General features: G+C 45.7%; 21 protein-coding genes. 10 read left to right on the forward strand and 11 right to left on the reverse strand.

All coding sequences use genetic code 11. The features are described from left to right. Nucleotides 1-3 precede the first annotated feature (3 nt). Nucleotides 4-432 (forward strand): barstar family protein, encoded by a 429-nt coding sequence (locus tag ACLSU7_RS08905; RefSeq protein WP_413295185.1) that lies wholly within the window; start codon nt 4-6, stop codon nt 430-432. Nucleotides 433-481: 49 nt separating this feature from the next. On the opposite strand, the gene ACLSU7_RS08910 is transcribed toward ACLSU7_RS08905, so the two are convergent. The 5 genes from ACLSU7_RS08910 to rsmH all read right to left on the reverse strand — a co-directional run bounded on the left by ACLSU7_RS08910 (nt 482) and on the right by rsmH (nt 6,126). Next, entirely contained in the window at nt 482-1,930 is a 1,449-nt protein-coding gene (locus tag ACLSU7_RS08910; protein WP_413295186.1) for a hypothetical protein, read from the reverse strand. 171 nt (nt 1,931-2,101) lie between these two features. Then, nucleotides 2,102-2,608, reverse strand: coding sequence for a hypothetical protein (locus ACLSU7_RS08915; RefSeq protein WP_413295187.1), 507 nt, complete (start codon nt 2,606-2,608; stop codon nt 2,102-2,104). A gap of 169 nt (nt 2,609-2,777) precedes the next feature. Beyond that, nucleotides 2,778-4,823 carry a penicillin-binding transpeptidase domain-containing protein gene (locus ACLSU7_RS08920; RefSeq protein WP_413295188.1) on the reverse strand — a complete coding sequence of 682 codons (2,046 nt, stop codon included), beginning with the start codon at nt 4,821-4,823 and terminating at the stop codon, nt 2,778-2,780. After that, entirely contained in the window at nt 4,824-5,159 is a 336-nt protein-coding gene (locus tag ACLSU7_RS08925; protein ID WP_246845831.1) for a histidine kinase, read from the reverse strand. After that, nucleotides 5,140-6,126, reverse strand: a complete 987-nt coding sequence (gene rsmH / locus ACLSU7_RS08930; RefSeq protein WP_413295189.1) for a 16S rRNA (cytosine(1402)-N(4))-methyltransferase RsmH — start codon at nt 6,124-6,126, stop codon at nt 5,140-5,142. Before rsmH ends, ACLSU7_RS08925 begins: the two co-directional genes overlap by 20 nt. Nucleotides 6,127-6,308: 182 nt before the next feature. Here rsmH and ACLSU7_RS08935 point away from each other — a divergent pair, with 182 nt between their 5' ends. From ACLSU7_RS08935 to hpt, 3 genes are read left to right on the forward strand one after another with little or no spacing between them, the layout of a single operon-like run. Next, nucleotides 6,309-7,265 carry a hypothetical protein gene (locus tag ACLSU7_RS08935; RefSeq protein WP_413295190.1) on the forward strand — a complete coding sequence of 319 codons (957 nt, stop codon included), beginning with the start codon at nt 6,309-6,311 and terminating at the stop codon, nt 7,263-7,265. Nucleotides 7,266-7,312: 47 nt separating this feature from the next. Beyond that, complete coding sequence (locus tag ACLSU7_RS08940) at nt 7,313-8,104, forward strand: uracil phosphoribosyltransferase (protein ID WP_413295191.1); 792 nt, start codon at nt 7,313-7,315, stop codon at nt 8,102-8,104. A 9-nt stretch (nt 8,105-8,113) separates the two neighbouring features. Next, a complete protein-coding gene (gene hpt / locus ACLSU7_RS08945; protein ID WP_413295192.1) occupies nt 8,114-8,644 on the forward strand; it encodes a hypoxanthine phosphoribosyltransferase in 531 nt (176 codons plus the stop codon). 100 nt (nt 8,645-8,744) lie between these two features. On the opposite strand, the gene ACLSU7_RS08950 is transcribed toward hpt, so the two are convergent. The 5 genes from ACLSU7_RS08950 to ACLSU7_RS08970 all read right to left on the reverse strand — a co-directional run bounded on the left by ACLSU7_RS08950 (nt 8,745) and on the right by ACLSU7_RS08970 (nt 12,440). Next, a complete protein-coding gene (locus tag ACLSU7_RS08950) occupies nt 8,745-9,554 on the reverse strand; it encodes an outer membrane beta-barrel protein (RefSeq protein WP_413295193.1) in 810 nt (269 codons plus the stop codon). Nucleotides 9,555-9,928: 374 nt separating this feature from the next. After that, a complete protein-coding gene (infA, locus tag ACLSU7_RS08955) occupies nt 9,929-10,150 on the reverse strand; it encodes a translation initiation factor IF-1 (protein ID WP_142698978.1) in 222 nt (73 codons plus the stop codon). Nucleotides 10,151-10,218: 68 nt separating this feature from the next. Beyond that, nucleotides 10,219-10,545: an RNA recognition motif domain-containing protein gene (locus tag ACLSU7_RS08960; RefSeq protein ID WP_413295194.1), complete on the reverse strand. Its 327-nt coding sequence runs from the start codon at nt 10,543-10,545 to the stop codon at nt 10,219-10,221. Between the two features lie 250 nt (nt 10,546-10,795). After that, a complete protein-coding gene (locus ACLSU7_RS08965; protein WP_413295195.1) occupies nt 10,796-11,347 on the reverse strand; it encodes a TMEM165/GDT1 family protein in 552 nt (183 codons plus the stop codon). A 379-nt stretch (nt 11,348-11,726) separates the two neighbouring features. After that, nucleotides 11,727-12,440, reverse strand: coding sequence for a hypothetical protein (locus ACLSU7_RS08970; protein ID WP_413295196.1), 714 nt, complete (start codon nt 12,438-12,440; stop codon nt 11,727-11,729). Nucleotides 12,441-12,726: 286 nt separating this feature from the next. Here ACLSU7_RS08970 and ACLSU7_RS08975 point away from each other — a divergent pair, with 286 nt between their 5' ends. The 4 genes from ACLSU7_RS08975 (at nt 12,727) to murB (ending at nt 15,506) form a co-directional block, all read left to right on the forward strand. Continuing rightward, nucleotides 12,727-13,521 carry a thymidylate synthase gene (locus tag ACLSU7_RS08975; RefSeq protein ID WP_413295197.1) on the forward strand — a complete coding sequence of 265 codons (795 nt, stop codon included), beginning with the start codon at nt 12,727-12,729 and terminating at the stop codon, nt 13,519-13,521. Further along, nucleotides 13,518-14,033 carry a dihydrofolate reductase gene (locus ACLSU7_RS08980; RefSeq protein ID WP_142698973.1) on the forward strand — a complete coding sequence of 172 codons (516 nt, stop codon included), beginning with the start codon at nt 13,518-13,520 and terminating at the stop codon, nt 14,031-14,033. The genes ACLSU7_RS08975 and ACLSU7_RS08980 overlap by 4 nt, the downstream gene beginning before the upstream one ends. Nucleotides 14,034-14,175: 142 nt before the next feature. Then, entirely contained in the window at nt 14,176-14,478 is a 303-nt protein-coding gene (locus ACLSU7_RS08985; RefSeq protein WP_142698972.1) for a PilZ domain-containing protein, read from the forward strand. Nucleotides 14,479-14,492: 14 nt separating this feature from the next. Continuing rightward, complete coding sequence (gene murB / locus ACLSU7_RS08990) at nt 14,493-15,506, forward strand: UDP-N-acetylmuramate dehydrogenase (protein ID WP_413295198.1); 1,014 nt, start codon at nt 14,493-14,495, stop codon at nt 15,504-15,506. A gap of 19 nt (nt 15,507-15,525) precedes the next feature. Here the strand turns inward: murB and ACLSU7_RS08995 are convergent, their stop codons facing one another. Beyond that, the gene (locus tag ACLSU7_RS08995) at nt 15,526-16,152 is read right to left on the reverse strand and encodes a tyrosine-protein phosphatase (protein ID WP_413295199.1); all 627 of its coding nucleotides are present in this window, start codon (nt 16,150-16,152) and stop codon (nt 15,526-15,528) included. 254 nt (nt 16,153-16,406) lie between these two features. On the opposite strand from ACLSU7_RS08995, the gene ACLSU7_RS09000 reads away from it, so the two are divergent. Then, nucleotides 16,407-16,877 (forward strand): hypothetical protein, encoded by a 471-nt coding sequence (locus ACLSU7_RS09000; protein ID WP_413295200.1) that lies wholly within the window; start codon nt 16,407-16,409, stop codon nt 16,875-16,877. A 486-nt stretch (nt 16,878-17,363) separates the two neighbouring features. Continuing rightward, nucleotides 17,364-18,008, forward strand: coding sequence for a TetR/AcrR family transcriptional regulator (locus tag ACLSU7_RS09005; RefSeq protein WP_413295202.1), 645 nt, complete (start codon nt 17,364-17,366; stop codon nt 18,006-18,008). The last annotated feature ends 57 nt before the right edge of the window (nt 18,009-18,065 follow it).

Below are 18,065 nucleotides of genomic sequence, written 5' to 3' on the forward strand. Positions count from 1 at the left end.
CCCATGAAAAAGTTGTTGGTTCTGGCTTCTGCTGTTTTGTTGAATGTGGTGGGAGTGCAAGCTCATGCTGGCGTTTACAACGTTCCTGTCAATACGACTGTTGAACGCGAAGGTCTTTTGGGCGCTACGGTGTTTGAGTCAAACTATAAGATTGCTATTTTGATCCCAGGTCGCGAAATCAAATCCTTGAAGCAGTTGCACGCTGTTATTGCTGATGGTTTAAGACTTCCAAAAACATATGGTGCAAACCTTGATGCCTTATATGATGTTTTAACAGACCCCTCTGTGATTTCTAAAAACTGGGATATCACCATCATTGGTGGCAAAGACCTGGTCGAGAATTTGGGCGAAGTGAAGGTTCAAGCTGTCATCGACACCTTGAATGATGCTCAGAAAGAAAATCCAGTAAATACGTTCATGTACTGGTTGTAGTTTTAAATCTTAAGATTGAAACGAAAAAGGCACCCGATGGGTGCCTTTTTTATTCATACATATAAGAGAATTCTGGATCGATATCTTTTTTAAGCAACGGCTGCCCCAGGGCATCGTATTCAAACTTCACCGGGATCATCGCAGTGATGCGACCATATTCTGGAAAGTCCTTGGCAGAAGGCCAACCTTCCACGGGTGCTCCTTGCGGAATGCTATCTTTTGGCACGAAGTGGAATAACAGCCACAGGCGACCTTGAGGATCATAGTTCAACTGCGGGCGACCGACCCAGGTCGCATTCATCATTTCGCGTAAGTTTAGTGTAGTAGCGAAGTCGACCATCTCTCCGCGGCTGTCGACGACATTTCGATATGGGCCCACTGCATCTGCGCCAGGTGGGCGATAATCAAGATAAATACCGTATTTTCGGACGTAGTCATTGGCACTCCCTGCTTTCACGAATTGTTTGTTTTTAATCTCTTTTAAAACGTTGTCACCTTCACGCAGATAACCATACGTATTGTGTTCATCACCGCGACGAAGGGATTCGAATAATTTCCCCGTCAGTGGATTATTTAAATTAGTAACCGCGATCTCGGGTCCCACCGTCGTCTTAAGGGAAGGATCCATTTCGCGCATAAAAGTTGTCGTCACCCACGGCATGCCGTGCTGCTCTTCAGTTACACGCTCATACATCAAAGTATAATTTCCGTTTTTATTTTTGATCGGCTCATGGATGCCCGTTTTTGGATTAAACTCTGTCACCAAGGTTCCGCCATAGCCGTGGTATTCCCATCCCTGATGTTTTGAACGGTTGAAATCATGCACAGGCTCTTGCCAGATAATATGTTCTTCATACACGCCGGGCTTTACTTCGACGTGGGAAACCTTGCCCCACCAACGTGATCGCGTGCGATTGTCTTGAGCAACGTTTGGAAGTTTTCCAGGCGTCACTTGCTCCATCACTCCGCCTAAAGCGATCTGCTCACCAGCTTCATTTTTATATATCACCACATCCCAGGCCCAGGCCTCGTTGTGATAAGCACCAGTCATCTCTGTGCCGTCTTTATAAAAGCCGCGGGAGCGTTGAACCTTTTTGATGCCACCTTTAAATAACTCCATGGGAGTATTGGCTTCGATATAACGAAGCCCTGAAAAATTAATACGATATTTGGTGACGCCATTTGGATAAGTGATCGGCATCACCAGAGAAGGATCTGCGGTATCAATTTTAATATCGGCTGCATCGATATCTTTCGAAGCGTCTTGTCTTAAACCTGAAGTTTTAACGACCGGGCGGCGTTGAACGACATTGGAAGTGGAATACATTTGCTGCTTTCTAAGAAAATTCTTTTGTTCCAAAGAAAGCTGGGCCCACTTAGCTTGAAGCTCGGAATAGCCCGAGGAGAAGACAGAGCTGCAGGTTCCCGCTGATTGAGCACTCGCGATCTGCGCGAATGTCAGCACACTTGTAATAATCAAAATGGATGAGCTTTTCATAGTTACCTCACGGCATAGCTACTTCAAAACTCATGCGAAAGAATATCGAGTTTATCTGGAATATACGCTTCCGGAAACACATGTGCGTGTGAGGAATCTAACGGGTAACATTTTGTGCTCGACAGGGAAATTTGCCGTCTCTTTTTGAGACAGCAAATTTAGAACGCCTTTTTAGAATTTCAATGGAGCTATGGTGGAGTCTTTGCCTCTGATGCGGCTATCAATTTCATGTTTCAGGCGATAGCGGTCGCCTGCCTCACCTTTGGCTTCGATCATTTCTTGATAAGGTGGAAAATGGCCTTCGACCTTTTCTATTTTTGCTGGCAATGGGATTGTTCGGCTGTCTTTTAGGACAAGGCTTAAACTAAAACTGGATTCCGTGTACTCAGCACAGAGCAACTCCGAATAGGGAATGGCTTGCACATGATCGCGAAGAGGATATTCCAACTCGATGCAATTTTCGAGTAAAACAATATTCATCACTTTGGCGCGACGAAATGTGAAAAGAAAGATGCATACAGCGAACAGAATCCCAATGAGCCATAAATCCAAATTTGGATTTACGTTGTTTTGCCACCAAGCAAACAAGGGGATCAACATTGCAATACCAGCAACGTACATCAGCTTTAAAAGCCCGTCGTATTCTTTTTCGTTTGAAAAAACGATCTTACTTTGCACCCAACACTCCAAATAAAGTAAGCCTGAAATGTTCTCTTAAGGAAATATTCTCCCTCAGTGGAATTTTCCAAACAAATAAAAATTTACTGGGTTTAAGATAGATGTGACTTAGGTCAGATATTTTGGATACATCGGGGAAATGCAAAAGGCACCTTGTGGGTGCCTTATCCTATTTAAGTATGACGGTGATATTTTTATCTTCTGGCAAGTTGGACCCTGCCGCAGGAATCATTTCGCTAACCAAACTTCCCGAGCCGACAAATTTCACTTTCAAGTTTTGCCCACTCACTTGGCGCAAAACTTCTCGAGTTGTAAGTTTCATCAGGTTTGGGACGGTTTCGCCGGTTTTTACTTCAGCCGCTTTATCCAGTTCTTGAGCTGTCACGATGGCAGGCTCCGCTTTCGCTTCTGGTTTTGCGGAATCTTTGGATTCAGTGGCGATTTCACGAGCCAACTTTTCCAGCGCCGCTTTTTGGCCCATTGCTGTTTTGATGGAATTTAAATTTTTGCTGTTCGTTTCTGCCAAAGTTCCTGGAAGTGGTGCGATGCCCTCTTTACGAACCGCATAGGATGCGATTCTTGAGAAGACCGGTGCTGCCACTTTCGCGCCGTAATAAGACTTACGAGGGGAGTCTACGGCCACATAGATCACAAATTTTGGATCATTCGCAGGGATAAAGCCTGCAAAACTGGAAACGTAGGCACCTTTAAGATAACCACGGCCGTTTGGATTCACTTTTTGCGCCGTTCCCGTTTTACCTGCAACCATGAAACCATCGACACGGGCATTAGCTCCAGATCCGATTTTCAACGTTGTTACACCCAAAAGCATCGCACGCATTTGAGCGGCTTGCTCTGGAGTTAATACGCGACGGATGGGTTTTACTTTTGTTTCCGTCAACTCGCCCGTTTCAGAATCACGAACAGATTGTACGATATAGGGAGTATTTAGAACCCCACCGTTGGCAATCGCGGCATAGGCATTCGCCATTTGAAGAGGTGTTGTCGCAATACCATGACCAAAGGAAATATTACTAAGAGCAATTGGTTTCCACGGAAGACTTTGAACGATACCGCGGGCTTCTCCTGGAAGATCTACTCCCAATTTTTGCCCCAATCCGAAATCCAAAAGACCTTGACGAAGTTTATCCTGGCCCAATTTGAATGCGATCTTGGTTGTTCCGATATTTGATGACACCGCTAAAATTTCAGCTGCTGTGATGTCGCCGAACTTTTCGTGAGCTTCGGCTTCTTTGATAACTTTATCACCCACACGGTAAGCACCGTTTTCACAGAAGAACTTTGTATTCGGTTGCAAAGCGCCTTCGCGAAGGGCTGCGGCGATGACCAAAGTTTTAAGCGTCGAACCCGGCTCAAAAGCATCCGTCACGGATTTATTACGACGAGAGTCCGCAGAAGCTTTTTGCGCTTTATTCAAATCGAAAGTTGGAGCGGAAGCCAAGGCGACAACAGCGGAAGTTTTCGCATCCAGAACCACACCGACTGCGTGATCTGCATCGAAGGTTTGTACAGCGTTCGCAAGTTCAGATTCCAGAGCATATTGAAGTTCAGAATCCACTGTCAGACGAAGTTCGTTACCATCTGGATTTTCGATGAACATCAAACCGTCATTGATCAACGGACGACCACGAGCATCTCTTTTAACCATGACTTTCTTTTGATTGCCACGAAGAGACTGATCGTAACCAAGTTCCAACCCTTCAAGTCCCTGACCTTCGATACCTAAGAAGCCCAGCGTCTGGGCTAACAAAGTTTCATTTGGATAAACACGGCGCCATTCTTCAACAAAGGAAAGTCCACGGATATCAAACTTTTTAATATCATCGGCTTTGTCTTGATCAAGCATACGCTGAATCCAAACGAAGCGTTTGTTTCCATCTTTGATTTTCGCATAGACGGATTCGTAAGACTGACCCAAAACTTTAGCGATCTTTTTCGCCGCTGCTTTACGGTTCTCGATAATTTTAGGATCGGCATACAACGAGTATGCGGTCGCCGACATCGCGAGATCACGGCCATTGCGATCCACGATCGCACCACGGCGGGCTTGCAAAGTTACTTTGGTTTGAAACTGACGATTTTGCAGCGAGTTCAAACGATCGTTCGGCAAAAACTGCAAGTACGCCGCTCTCATCATCAGCAATGACCATAAACCGATAATACCGATAAAGATAAATACAATACGTGATTTCAACTAAAGATCCTTTTTCGCAATTTTCTTATCAATCGCTTTGGCGACAGGAATATCAGCCACATCCGTCAAATGGATGATTTGATTCGCCTGAACTTTTTTAAGCGTGAATTTTTGCTGAGCCACGTGATCCAAAAGTTGCGGACGCGTGATCTTCGCCAAAGAAATTTCTTTGGTGCGCTTTTCTTCCAAAACTTTTTTGTGCTGGCGAGTGAGCTTCAGAACCACATAGCCCATGCGACGTTCTTCCATCTGCAGGAAGACGATAGAGAACAAAGTAAAGATGACTAAAAGGATGCTAAAAAATGGTTTCAGTTGTCTAAAGTTTTCCTTGCTCATCCTGAGCACTCCTCTCGAAAACTCTCAATTTCGCCGAACGCGATCGAGAGTTCAAATCCAGCTCTTCCTGAGATGGAACGACTACTTTTTTATAAACAGATCTGCCGAATTCTTCTGAATCGCGGAAGATGTTTTTAACAATTCTGTCTTCTAACGAATGGAACGTGATCACCGCCAAACGACCACCGGGCTTCAATGCCTGGATCATTTGTGGAATCGTTTCGCCGACAACTTCCAGCTCTGAATTCACTGCTAAACGCAGAGCCATAAAGTATTTCGTCGCTGGATGATGGCCTTTCACTTGCCAACCATCCACACGCTCGATCAGGCCTGCAAGTTGTGCAGTCGATTGAAATGCTTTTGTTTTGCGATCATTCACGATCGCACGGACAACGCGAGCCGGGCGATAGACTTCGCCGTACTCTTTAAAGATTCGAATGAGATCTTCCTCTGTTGCCGTATTCACAAGCACCTCAGCCGTCAAACCTTGCTGCTGATTCATTCGCATATCTAGTGGACCATCGTGGTAAAAACTAAAGCCTCGTTCGGCCTGGTCTAACTGCGGTGAGCTCACACCTAGATCTAAGAGCATCATATCAAAGTTTTTCAGATTGTGATCTGAAAATTGCGAGAAATTTCCATGGATTATGCGAAGTGCACCTTTCTCGACTTCGGTCTTGAATCGTTCATTTCCATATTTCACTGCAGCTAGATCTTGGTCCATGACCGTGGCTTTCATCGCGGGAACGGTAAACTTCACTGCCATGTAGTGACCGCCGCGACCGAAGGTTCCATCGAAATAAGAAACGTCTTTTTTCTCTCTGTAGGGATAGAACGCGGCAAGCACTTCTTGCAACATTACGGGATAATGTTCAGGAGAAAACTCGATAGGAAGCTCGACCTTTGGCGGGATGATTTCCTCTGTACGTTCGATTTTTTCGCCAGTGCCTTGCTTATATTTTTTCATCGTTATCTTCCTAGAATTTCAAGGTATGAACAATTCGGTGGACCGTCAAGAAGCTTTGAATTAGCCTATTTATAAGGCTTTTTCTAATTAACAACAGGAAAAAAATTTCGATGCTTGTAACGTGTCCTCGCTGTGGCTTTCAACAACCTCAAGATAAATATTGCGCTCAATGTGGCGTCGATATGGAAAGCTATAAACCACAAGCAGCGCCTTGGTACCAAACGATTTTTAAGAATCCCGTGATTCATGTGGTGGTGTTAGCAGCTCTTGTAGGTGGTGGTGGTTTTTACCTTTATAAAAACAATCAGCAAAATACGACCAACGTTGCAAGCACCTCAAGACCGATGGTTCAGGTCAATTCCTCTAAGAATCTTCCTCCTCCACCGCCGCCAGCTCCTGAAGTGAGCCCTGCTGCGACTGCCGCGGAAGTGGCGGTAAATACACCAACTCCCCCGGGCGCTAGTGCTGACGCTCCGAATGCTCCCGCCGATTTGGCAGCGGCCAAAGCATTTGCTGAAGCAAACGCTGTAAAAGATGAACCGAAAAAAGAAGTTCGCGCGGCAACGGCGAAAACTTCTGGTCCGCATTTAACGGTTTATTATGCCGAAGTCGCGCGCCCTGCATTGGGCCGCTTAATGGATGCAAGCCGTGGCACAGGTCAGTTTATGAATTTCGCCGATTATTCTGCGGGAATCATTCCAGGACTTAATAAGCGACTGCAAACTCCCGGCATCAAGGTTCTTCATAAGGAAGAGCGCAACTTGGACAGCAATAAAACTTTGCAGTGGTCTTATGGTTTGAAAGACCGCTCCAACCCTACTGTTGAAATCGGCCACACCACATTCTTTGAAATTGCGGACATGGATGGCGCGAACCTGCGTGGTAATTTAGAAATCCAAAGAACCTGGAGAGAAGCCGGCCCCTCAGGTGCGTTAGAGATTCAAAGAAAGTCCTTCCCCGCTATATTCGAGATCGGCGCGGAAACAGGGTTTTTCATGACCGGTGTTATGCCCACTCAGTCAAATCTTGAAAATGATGACGAGCTGGCAGGGATTGATGTATACCGAATTCTGCGCTCTCCTCAATTCAGAGCAGGCGATAGCGAATTCGTGATCTTCGTCGAATACGACAACAAATAGTCCTCGACCTGAAGACCTTCCACCCCGATTTCGCGTGAAAGGTCCTAATGGCTCAATTTCAACAAGAATTAGAACACTCTTACGGTCCCCGCGTTCATTTGATCGACAGCCCGTTCTTAAGTGGTTTATTGGCCAAAGCCTGCTCCCCGGATTGCTTTCAACCTGAAATCAATCGAATCGTTGAGGTGCTATACACACACTTGATTTCCATAACCGTAAATAATGAATTTGATCGCGAAACTTTCACTCAAGCCACGCGCATGACGGAAGCTCATCCCGACAAATTATTGCATAGCCACCGCATCGCTCAAGCTCAAAAGGCCGTCAGCGTAAACCTGGCTCGTGCGGGAACTTACCCAAGCCATATCTGTTATAACTTTCTGCATTTCGCTTTACCGGCAAAGAACGTTCGCCAGGACCATATCTTTTCAGCCCGTATGACAGACAGCAAACACACCGTCACCGGAGCTGAATTCGGCGGAATGAAAATCGGTGGTGACGTAAAGGATGCCTGCGTGATTCTGCCCGACCCAATGGGAGCCACTGGCAACACGATGATCCATGCCATTAATCACTATAAGCAGCATATTGAAGGCCCGGCTAAAAAATTTATCGCTTTAAACCTGATCATAACCCCCGAGTACTTGAAGAATTTGTTAGGATCTCATCCTGAAGTCGTAATCTATGCCTTAAGACTTGACCGTGGGCTATCCCCTCAGGCAGTTTTAGATGCAAAACCGGGCCAATTCTGGGATCAGGAGCGCGGCCTGAACGATCATCAATACATCGTTCCTGGCGGCGGTGGTTTCGGCGAGATCATGAATAATTCATTTGTTTAGGAGTTCCCCATGACGAATTTAACTTTGAAGCCTTATATCTCTGAAGAAAAAATCCAACTCAAAGTTAAAGAGCTGGGCGAAATCTTGACGAAACAATTCAAAAACGAAAAGGTCATCGCGATCTGCGTTTTGAAGGGTTCATTCATGTTCTATTCTGACCTGATCAGATCCATCAATGCTGACATCACTTGCGAATTCTTTGGTGTAGCTTCTTACCACGGTGGCACTTCTTCTTCTGGCGAAGTGAAAGTGACTTTGGATCTTGCTTCCCCAATCGAAAACCAACACGTGATCCTGGTTGAAGACATCGTGGATACGGGTCTGACAATGAACTACTTGAAAAACTCAATCATGTCTCGCAAACCAAAATCTTTGACGACAATCGCGTTGCTTGAAAAGCCAGAAGCTTTGAAAGTGAAATGTGACGTTGACCATGTTGGTTTCAAGATCCCGAATGACTTCGTTGTGGGCTACGGTTTGGACTACCAAGGTTACTACCGCAACCTTCCGTACATCGCGCAAGTTCAAAACTTCCAATAGTTTTTACGCTCGCGATTCAGAGGACACTGTCCTCTTTAAATGCAAAAACCACAGCCAACAAAGCTGTGGTTTTTTGTTTTTAAGCGATAGATCGAACTGACTAGAGCTTAATAGAAACGCCCAAGCTGATGCCTGCGCCCATGTTAAAGACATCATGATTGGTGACGAATTTATCGGTGTTAATTTTCGAGATACTTTGTTGAACTTCTGCCTGCGCAATGAAACCCACGCGGCGAGAGAACTTCCAGTCATAACCTGCTCCCAACACACCGCGGACGTCTGTGGAATTGAAATAGTCTTTGATGTCCATCGAGGTATTCAGACTGTTTAAGCCGTAAGACGTCATATAACTGCCATTGATATCCACGTTAGCACTGTCCAAAATTCCCACAACTAAGCCACCACGAAAAAACACATGAGAGCGGGATGAGTGAAATAAAGACATTCGGGCTACGAGTGGAATATCAAAATATGAAAGCTTCATATCTAGGTTTGATGTCGTTGAACCATAGATTGTCGTCGTAGTCATATTCGAGATCTTACCACCACGAGTGGAATACATGAGACCTGATTCGAACTGCCACATTCCGCGACCGACAAGAACTGCCACGCCCGTCTGCATGCGTTCAGCATATTCGACAGCAGCGCCGTACTGACCTTCGATACCATTAAATGTAGAGCTGATATAACCGACTGTAGGCTCAAGCGTCACCCAAGGATTGGGGATCGTGCGTGGAGCTAAAACTTCCGCACGTTGAGACATTGTCGTTTCAGATGACATTTCATTGGCTGCTTCAACTTCAGCTTGTGCGTAAGAAGGAGTGAATTTCGTGCGGGCTCCGGATTGTGCTTGAGCTGACATTGTGAAACCCAAAATAAGTGCCGCAAAATAATAAGAAACCTTATTCATAAAAATCTCCTCGATGCTTGATCAAAATGCAAAGGGAGTACCAAAAGGGAGCCTAACTATCCCTCCTCAAAGGAGCATATTTTCGAGCTGAAATTTGAATTCTCAGACTGAGACAGGCCTACGGCAACAACAGGAAAACGGTGCCGTTTCTGGGTTTAAACTGTCGAACGGGATAACACTCTAAAGAGTTTTAAAGTCTTTGCCGCAATCACAACAAAACAGACTGCCTTGTTTGCGACGCTCAAGATGTTTACTACGATCACAGGAACGGACCGCACCCGATTTAAATTTATCACCACAATTGGGGCAATAGCTGACTGGGGGATTTGATTTGCCGTGATTCATGTTACGACAATTTTTTTTAGGTTCGCTCATTAAACTCGGAACCTGTGGGTGATCAAACCATGCGTAGGATCGTAAGGGGAAACGCTGACAGTCACTCGGTCGCCGACAACAACTTTGATATTAAATCTTTTCATTTTGCCACATAGTTTGGCTTTGATATCGATGCCATTTTCTAAAGTGATGAAGTAAACACCGCCACCCTTTAGATCAGAAACTTTTCCCTCGATCATTAACAAATCATCTTTTGCCATTGATACTCCTTAAATAAAAACAGACCTGCCCACAAAGGCAGGTCTGCAATAACAACAACAAATCTCGATTAGTAAGAACGACGAGAACCAGAACCGAAGCCACCGCGAGAACCACCACGGAAACCACCACCACCGCCAGTGCGTGGAGCTTGAGGTTTTGCTTCGGAAATATTCATGGCACGACCAGACAGATCCATACCATTCAATTTTTCGATTGCAGTCGTCGCTTCAGAATCAGTAGCCATTTCAACAAAGGCAAAACCCTTGCTGCGACCTGTTTCACGATCTGTGATGATGTTTGCTGATTCAACTGTGCCGAATGCAGCGAATGTGGTGGCCAATTGATCTGAATCAACATTAAAGCCAAGGTTACCTACGTATATTTTTTTTCCCATTTTTGCCTCCTTATAAAGCTAGGGGCCATTCACAAAAAGGACAAAAGGGAATCTAATGAACTAAGAGAACGACGAAATAGTGAAGTCAGTAGACCACATTCAAGGTGAACTAGATATAGACCGCTCAGTAATAAACCGATTTGAGCGATTTATTTACTCAGATCGAACACCACCGATGTGAGGTGTAATATCCTCCTTACATTCTAGCCCTTAGGCGTTGCAAGTAAGGAGAAATACAACTCTCGTTGGTTTAACTAAACAGAATTCCTACACCGAATGCGACATAAATTAGTGCGGAAACGATATGAACCCATTTCATGGAAATCCGACGCAAAAGTTTTTCCCCAAAGAAAACCGCCAAACCATCAGAGAATAACATCCCCAAAGTTGTGCCGAATGTGACCAGCCAGATGTTCTGATATTTAGCTGCGAGAGCCACCGTCGATAGCTGTGTTTTGTCGCCTACTTCTGCGACGAAAAATAAAATCAACGTTGTCAGGAATGGATTCGCGCGCATTTTGTTTTCATCGCTGTCGTCTTTATCGGGAATAAGAATCCAAATCGCGAAAGCAAAGAATGTGATCGCAAGGATCCATTTCAGAACCTCAGGAGAAACGAAAGAAGCGATCGCCTCGCCCGCCCACGCTGCGAACAAGTGGTTCGCAATGGTCGCCACCAAAATCCCCGCCATGATCGTCCAGGGCTTTTTAAAACGCAATGCCAGTACTAATGCGAGCAATTGGGTTTTGTCACCCATCTCGGTTGCGGCCACTAACAAGAATGAATTGATGATTGCTTCCACGAAGCCCTCCAGTTTTGTAAACCGGTGGCTCGTTAAACGAAAAAACGAGACCACACGGTGTTGCTGCTCCGATAAATTTCGGAATGCAGTAGCACTCGTGTCAGTCTCGTTAACTTGGATCGGATGTTTCGGTCTTGCCGAAATATTTTGATCGTCGCGCTTAAACCGGAGTCTGCCTTAATTCAGGATCAGATCTCAGTATGTCGGCTTAAGCTTTTGCCTGGTTTAGAACCAAAACAAACCAACTACTCCCTAACAGATACTGTGTGTTGTACTTGGTCTCTCAATTGGTTGTCAACAATGGCAGAGGATTTTCCGTGAAAATATCCCATTCCTAAACACAGCAAAACAAATAGAGTATAAGCAATCTTCACTTTCATTATTGATCTCCAGCAGATGCGATCGTTTGATTTAACCAGTGTGAGAGTTTGCCAGGCTGACCGCGCGTGATGCCGTTCAAACTGATTTGCGCATAGTTTTTAAGCTGCGGGCTAGCTGGCGATTTCATCACGATCTTCATCGTTTTCTGAAGTTGCGCTGGATTCAAAAAGGCCATTTGATCCAATGCTTGCAGCGCTCTTACTCGCAAAGACGTTTCATCTTGAGTGAATTTCATTTTCGCCGCTGTTTTAGGTGCAGAGAATGGTGTTTTAACGATATCAAATAAAGCATTGTGCGCGCGAAGGCCCGCAAGACTTAATAAGTAAACACTCATCTGGCGCTCGCTCATGGTAGCTGAAGTATCCACAGCCTTTACTGCCAATGTCGTAAGCTCCGCCATCGACAGATTCTCCATTTGCGCACGCACCACCGGCTCGCGTTGTTTCCAGTCGCGACGACCTTTATAAAGACCCTCTACTTCTTGATCCAACAAAACTAGAGCTGGATCAAAACCAACCGCACCTTTTTTAGGCGCTTGATGTTTTAAAAGAGATGAAGTTTTTGACTGAGAGAATTGCAGGGGTTCGGCTTTCGCAGCAGTCACGGGCACGGTACTGACCGCGGGACCTTTGGTCTTTTCTGCAACCCAAATAACTCCTGCAACGATAGCAATCGTTATTCCATAGACTAGAGGTTCATGATAGCGAGACATGGGGGTTCTCCTTCACCTGCGCTATCCCTTACAACTCCTGTGCCCCCTGTTAACTGCAAATCATTCGCCCTGGGAACTACTCGCCTGTAAAAAACATAGGCAATGGCCCCTCTACGGCTGTTCCAGCGCCTTCGTTCCATGAAACAAACGGTCACCTGACTCATGTTATGCCTGTAGTCATCGCCAACATTATCCGTTGCTGCGATGTGCGCCGCTAGACAACGTGAACCGACTCAATACACTAGAGGTATCACTGCGCTTTCGCGCACGCACGTCAGAGGTTCTTATGCAACAGTATCATGATCTAATGAAATTCGTCCTCGAGAACGGAACTAAGAAAGAAGACCGCACCGGTACGGGTACGATCTCTACGTTCGGTTATCAAATGCGCTTTGATTTGCAAAAAGGCTTTCCTCTTTTAACGACGAAGAAGCTTCATACGCGTTCCATCTTTCATGAGCTTTTGTGGTTTCTAAAAGGTGAAACAAATATTCAGTATTTGAAAGACAACAAAGTGACCATCTGGGACGAGTGGGCTGATGAAAACGGCAACTTGGGTCCGGTGTATGGCAAGCAGTGGAGATCCTGGGAAACTGCTGATGGTCGTACGATCGATCAAATCACGAACGTGGTTGAGCAAATCAAAAAGAATCCCGATTCTCGCCGTCTGTTGGTGATTGCCTTTAACCCTGGTGACGTTGAAAAAATGGCTCTGCCTCCATGTCATGCATTCTTTCAATTTTACGTGGCGAACGGAAAACTTTCTTGCCAGCTTTACCAACGTAGCGCCGACATTTTCCTGGGCGTGCCATTCAATATCGCAAGCTATGCTTTGCTGGTGCATATGATCGCACAGGTTTGCAATTTACAAGTTGGCGACTTTGTTCACACCTTGGGTGATGCGCATATTTACTCAAATCACATCGAGCAGGTACAAACTCAACTTGCGCGCGAGGAAAGACCTCTGCCGCAACTGAAACTAAATCCAGACGTAAAAAACCTGTTCGATTTCAAATACGAAGATATCGAAATCGTCGGTTACGATCCGCACCCTGCGATCAAAGCTCCGGTGGCAGTATGATTTTAACCCATATCGTAGCTTGCTCTGAAAATCGTGTGATTGGAACCCAAGGTGGACTGCCGTGGGATCTGCCAGAGGATATGAAGTTTTTCAGAGACACTACGAAGGGTCACATCATGATCATGGGTCGTAAGACTTTTGATTCTTTCAATGGCAAAGCGCTACCGAACCGCTACCACATTGTGGTGACTCGCGATCCTTCCAAGCAGTCATTTCAAAGCACTGAAAAAAGCCCCGTGGTTTTTGTGTCGAGCCTTGAAGAGGCTGTGGCGCACGCGCGCCCGTTGACAGCGCAATGGGGCGATGAAGTTTTCATCATCGGTGGTGGTGAAATCTATAAGCAGGCATTTGCGAAAAATCTCACAGATAAAGTCTATCTAACCCTGATCCACCGCGAGTTTCCGGGTGATACTTATTATCCAGAAATTGACCAAAATCTTTTCAATCTCACTGAACGTCGAGACGTGGAATTGCCTATTCCTTTTTCGTTTCTTACGTACCTGAAAAAGTAGGGACCAGATTGTGATCTCATTATGAGATTGCAAGCTTTTTACCTTAGAGATTTCTTCAAACCAACCGAGAATAGTTATATGCACTCCTGCTCCACAGGAGTAAGCACTTCTGCTCTGCAGGAGTATTATTTGAGGTGGATGAATGAGCTCCAAACGCTTTCAAACGAAAGAACAAGCTAAGCTTGAGGTTTACGGCCACATCGGTAAATCCGGTGCACAGATGCGTAACCTGTCGGCTACGGGAGCTTATCTCGAAGTTAAAACCGGTGATTATGTTCCGCAAAAAGGTGACCTGTTAAACCTTACTGTCGAGTTAGAATCATTAAAACGCGTCTATAATGTGGCTGCAGAAGTCGTCTGGAGCAAAGGTTTGGGACTTGGCATATGTTTCATTCACAAAGACGACATCCTAGAAAGAATGATGGCCAAGGCAGGCGTTTTTTAATATAGTTTCCGTCAATGCAACTTCTCGCACAACATGATCTCAGCACGTTAAACACCCTGGGTTTAAAATCCACGGCAGAGCTCTATACAGAGTTGCATTCCATTATCGATGTCCACGCACTCCTTAAAGACGAACCCTTAAAAAAAATCACCTGGCGCATTCTGGGTGGCGGATCGAATTTAGTTCTGCCAGCCAAAGTCGGAGGTCTGACAATTCGCTTGGCCAACAAGGGCCGCGAATTAGTTCACGAAGACGAAAGTGCGTGGTTCGTCAAAGCTCAAGCTGGAGAGATCTGGAATGACTTTGTTCGTTGGACATTGGACATGGGTTTTTGGGGCTTGGAAAATCTATCTCTGATCCCAGGCACAGTGGGCGCCTCCCCGATTCAAAACATCGGTGCTTACGGTGTGGAAGTGAAAGACTCCATTTTCGAAGTCACCTGTGTGGAACTGGCAACGGGCGAGCTAAAATCATTCAGCAATTCAGAATGCCGTTTTTCTTACCGCGACAGCTTCTTTAAACAAGAAGGCGCGGGCAAGTATTTGATTTGGGAAGTGACTTTCCGCCTGCCTAAGCAGGGAAAATTAAATCTGGAATACGGTGATGTTCGCAAAGAGTTAGAACGCCAGGGTTTGGAAGCAAATCCCCGCAACATTTCTAAAGTCGTATGTGAAATCAGATCCAGCAAACTTCCTGATCCAGAAGTGATCGGAAATGCGGGAAGCTTTTTTAAAAATCCCATTGTACCCGTGGCAGTTCGTGATCAGCTGATTCAGAAATACCCCACTTTGGTGAGCTTTCCTTATGCGGATGGCAAAGTGAAATTAGCTGCTGGTTGGTTGATTGATCAGGCCGGTTGGAAGGGCAAACAGATCGGACCGGTCGGCATGTTTGAAAAGCAAGCGTTGGTATTGGTCAATCACGGTGGAGCAAACGCCGACGATGTTTGGACCACAGCCACTCAAGTCTGCGCGGACGTAAAAGCCCGCTTTGGCGTTGAACTAGAACCTGAACCAATTCGTTGGTAGTTCAGGTTCCTTTCAAAAATTACCACTCTAAATCGTCAGCAGAATAATCGCGGCAGTAAACGTTCTTTTTATTGTAGTACTTGTAATTGGCATTGCATGGATCGTAGTTAGCAAATGCCCACTCTTCGCCCTGCCATACTTTTTCAATGAAATAGCGTTTCGCTGGTTTAAATTTCTCAACGTGATGGTATTTGAAAGTAAGCTGCTTCAAAGCCTCTTCTTTGCTCTTACCTTGATAAACCATTTGGTAAATCGCACTCGCCTCACCCGAACGATCCGCGCCCCCTTGGCAATGAATCAAGATTGGACGAGGAGCCATGTTCAACAGATCCAAAAGCTTCAAAAGATTCTTACGGTGAGGAATTTCCTCTGCCGTCATCGGGATATCATAGTGAATAACGCCGAACTGTTTGCTGACTGCAAGTTCCTGCTGCCACCACAAAGAAAGAGGCTCCGCCCCACGCAAATTAATGATGGATTGGATCTTGTACTTTTTAATGTAGCGTTTGAATTCCAAAGGATCCAACTGAGCCGAACGATAAAGATTCCCCTTATCCACCTCATGGAAGTTAGGACCCAGAATATCAGAAGCGAAAGCCGGCGCGAAAACCATCAAAGAGAACAAGAAGATAAATAGATTTTTCATAAGGCGTTGGGCTTACCAACACCTGCGCCGCATTAACCAGACTTTTCCCCCACTTTAGAAAAAGTGACCTACCTTTAATCCCAATCCCAAAAGGTGCCTGCCGGTTTCTGCAGATGCAGCGCTTCTGCAGAAACCGGCAGGCACCTTTTGGATGGCGCTGAATGTTGCTTGTCACATTCTTAGACAAGGCTTTGCAGCTCATCTGAAATATAGGCTAGTTTAACGAGGCTTTTAATTTGCAAAAGGACCTCGCCATGGATTCACGTTGGTTGAAAATAGTTTTCTCAGTTCTAACAGTCATGTCGATCTATGCCATTGATGCCGGCGCCGCCACAGGCAGAGCCACATCATGCCAACCCCCAAAAGGTTCAAGCTTAGCCATGGATCAAAGAGACGACTACCGCCTAAAATGCCTAAAGAAAAAGAAAAACCAACTATCCGCAGGCCAATGCCTGACATTGGCCAAATCCATGGAATACTCCAACAACGCCGAAGACGCCCGCATGGTTTGCCTCTATGACTTACAAAAAATCAGCCTCAAAGAGTGCGCCCAAATAGCCAAAAACATGGAATACGCCGACAGCGGCGACGAAACCAAATGGCACTGCATCCGCGAATTCAATAAAACCATCAGCAAAAAACAATGCCTAAGCTTAGCCAAATCCATGAGCTACCCAGCCAACACCGACCGCGGCCTACAATACTGCGAAAACGAATTACAATAGAAGGGAGCGCAGCTCCCAAAACCAGCGGCGAGCCCCCGAAGGGAGGCTTCAGCCAAAAAACCCAGCGAGTTCGCCAACGGCGAACAAGCCAGAACTGGTCTTCTCCGAATCAGAGAAATGTTCGAAACTAGGTAAAGACACTGGCTACCAGCTAAGCCGGGAGGGGTGCACTTTTGCAAAAAGCGACCTCCATCGGCGCTGGACAAAAATAGCAGGATGCTATTTTTGCGCGAAGCCCGAAGGGTGAAAGGCAGGAGCCTTTCACATCCGCGAACCGGCGAAGCCGGCGATGGCGAGGCACGACGCCGTGTCGCGTTTGCAAAAGTGCACCCCTCCCGGCTTAGCGGGTTCCGGAGCTAGACCTAAGTCCTGAACATTACCCATTCATTACAGGTTTGTAAAAAACCAGACTTGCCTCCCGCGTCCAGCTCGACCTATTCTGTCCTCAGAGGACTCTCGTCCACAAGGAAAGGGAGAATCATTCAAATGATTCAGTCTATGGAAAAAGAAAAAGCGAAGAAAACTAAGATCATTGTTAAGGCGCCCACTCAAGAACGTTCCCGTCAGACAGTATCTACTATTCTGGACGCATGTTCTCGCTTGTTGGTTTCCGAAGGATTCTATTCAATTACAACAGACAAAATTGCGAAAGAAGCCGGCGTTAGTATCGGTTCTTTGTACCAATTCTTTGGCAACAAAGAGTCTGTCGTTCAAGCAGTCGTTAAAAACTTGATGGAAGAAGATAAACGCATCTTGAGCGAAAAAATGCGCACGATTTTCCCTCTGCCGCCCGAACAAAGAGTTCGCGCGATGTTGGAACTGTCTTTTGAAACATACCGCCGTCAATATGAACTGCGCGCGAAACTTACAACGATTCAATATTACGTAGCAGATGCTGCATACATCTCTGAGTCGATCCGTTTCTTCCAAGAAACGATCAAATACAATCTTCCGCAAGTTCCTGGCAAAGATATGGAGAAAATCTCCTACATCCTGGTGAATGCCTTCATCGGTTTGGCAAACACAATGGCCATCGATAATCCAAATTACATCAACGACCCGTCTATCCTAGGTGAAATGACGAAGCTGTTTATGAAATACCTGGATCTTCCAGTCGAAAACCAAGGCTAAGAAATAAAAAAACCCGGTAGAGATACCGGGTTTTTTGTTTTTTAAACTCTTTAAAAA

Origin of the sequence: Bdellovibrio sp. HCB185ZH (genome assembly GCF_047302455.1) — a bacterium.
Taxonomy (GTDB): Bacteria; Bdellovibrionota; Bdellovibrionia; order Bdellovibrionales; family Bdellovibrionaceae; genus Bdellovibrio.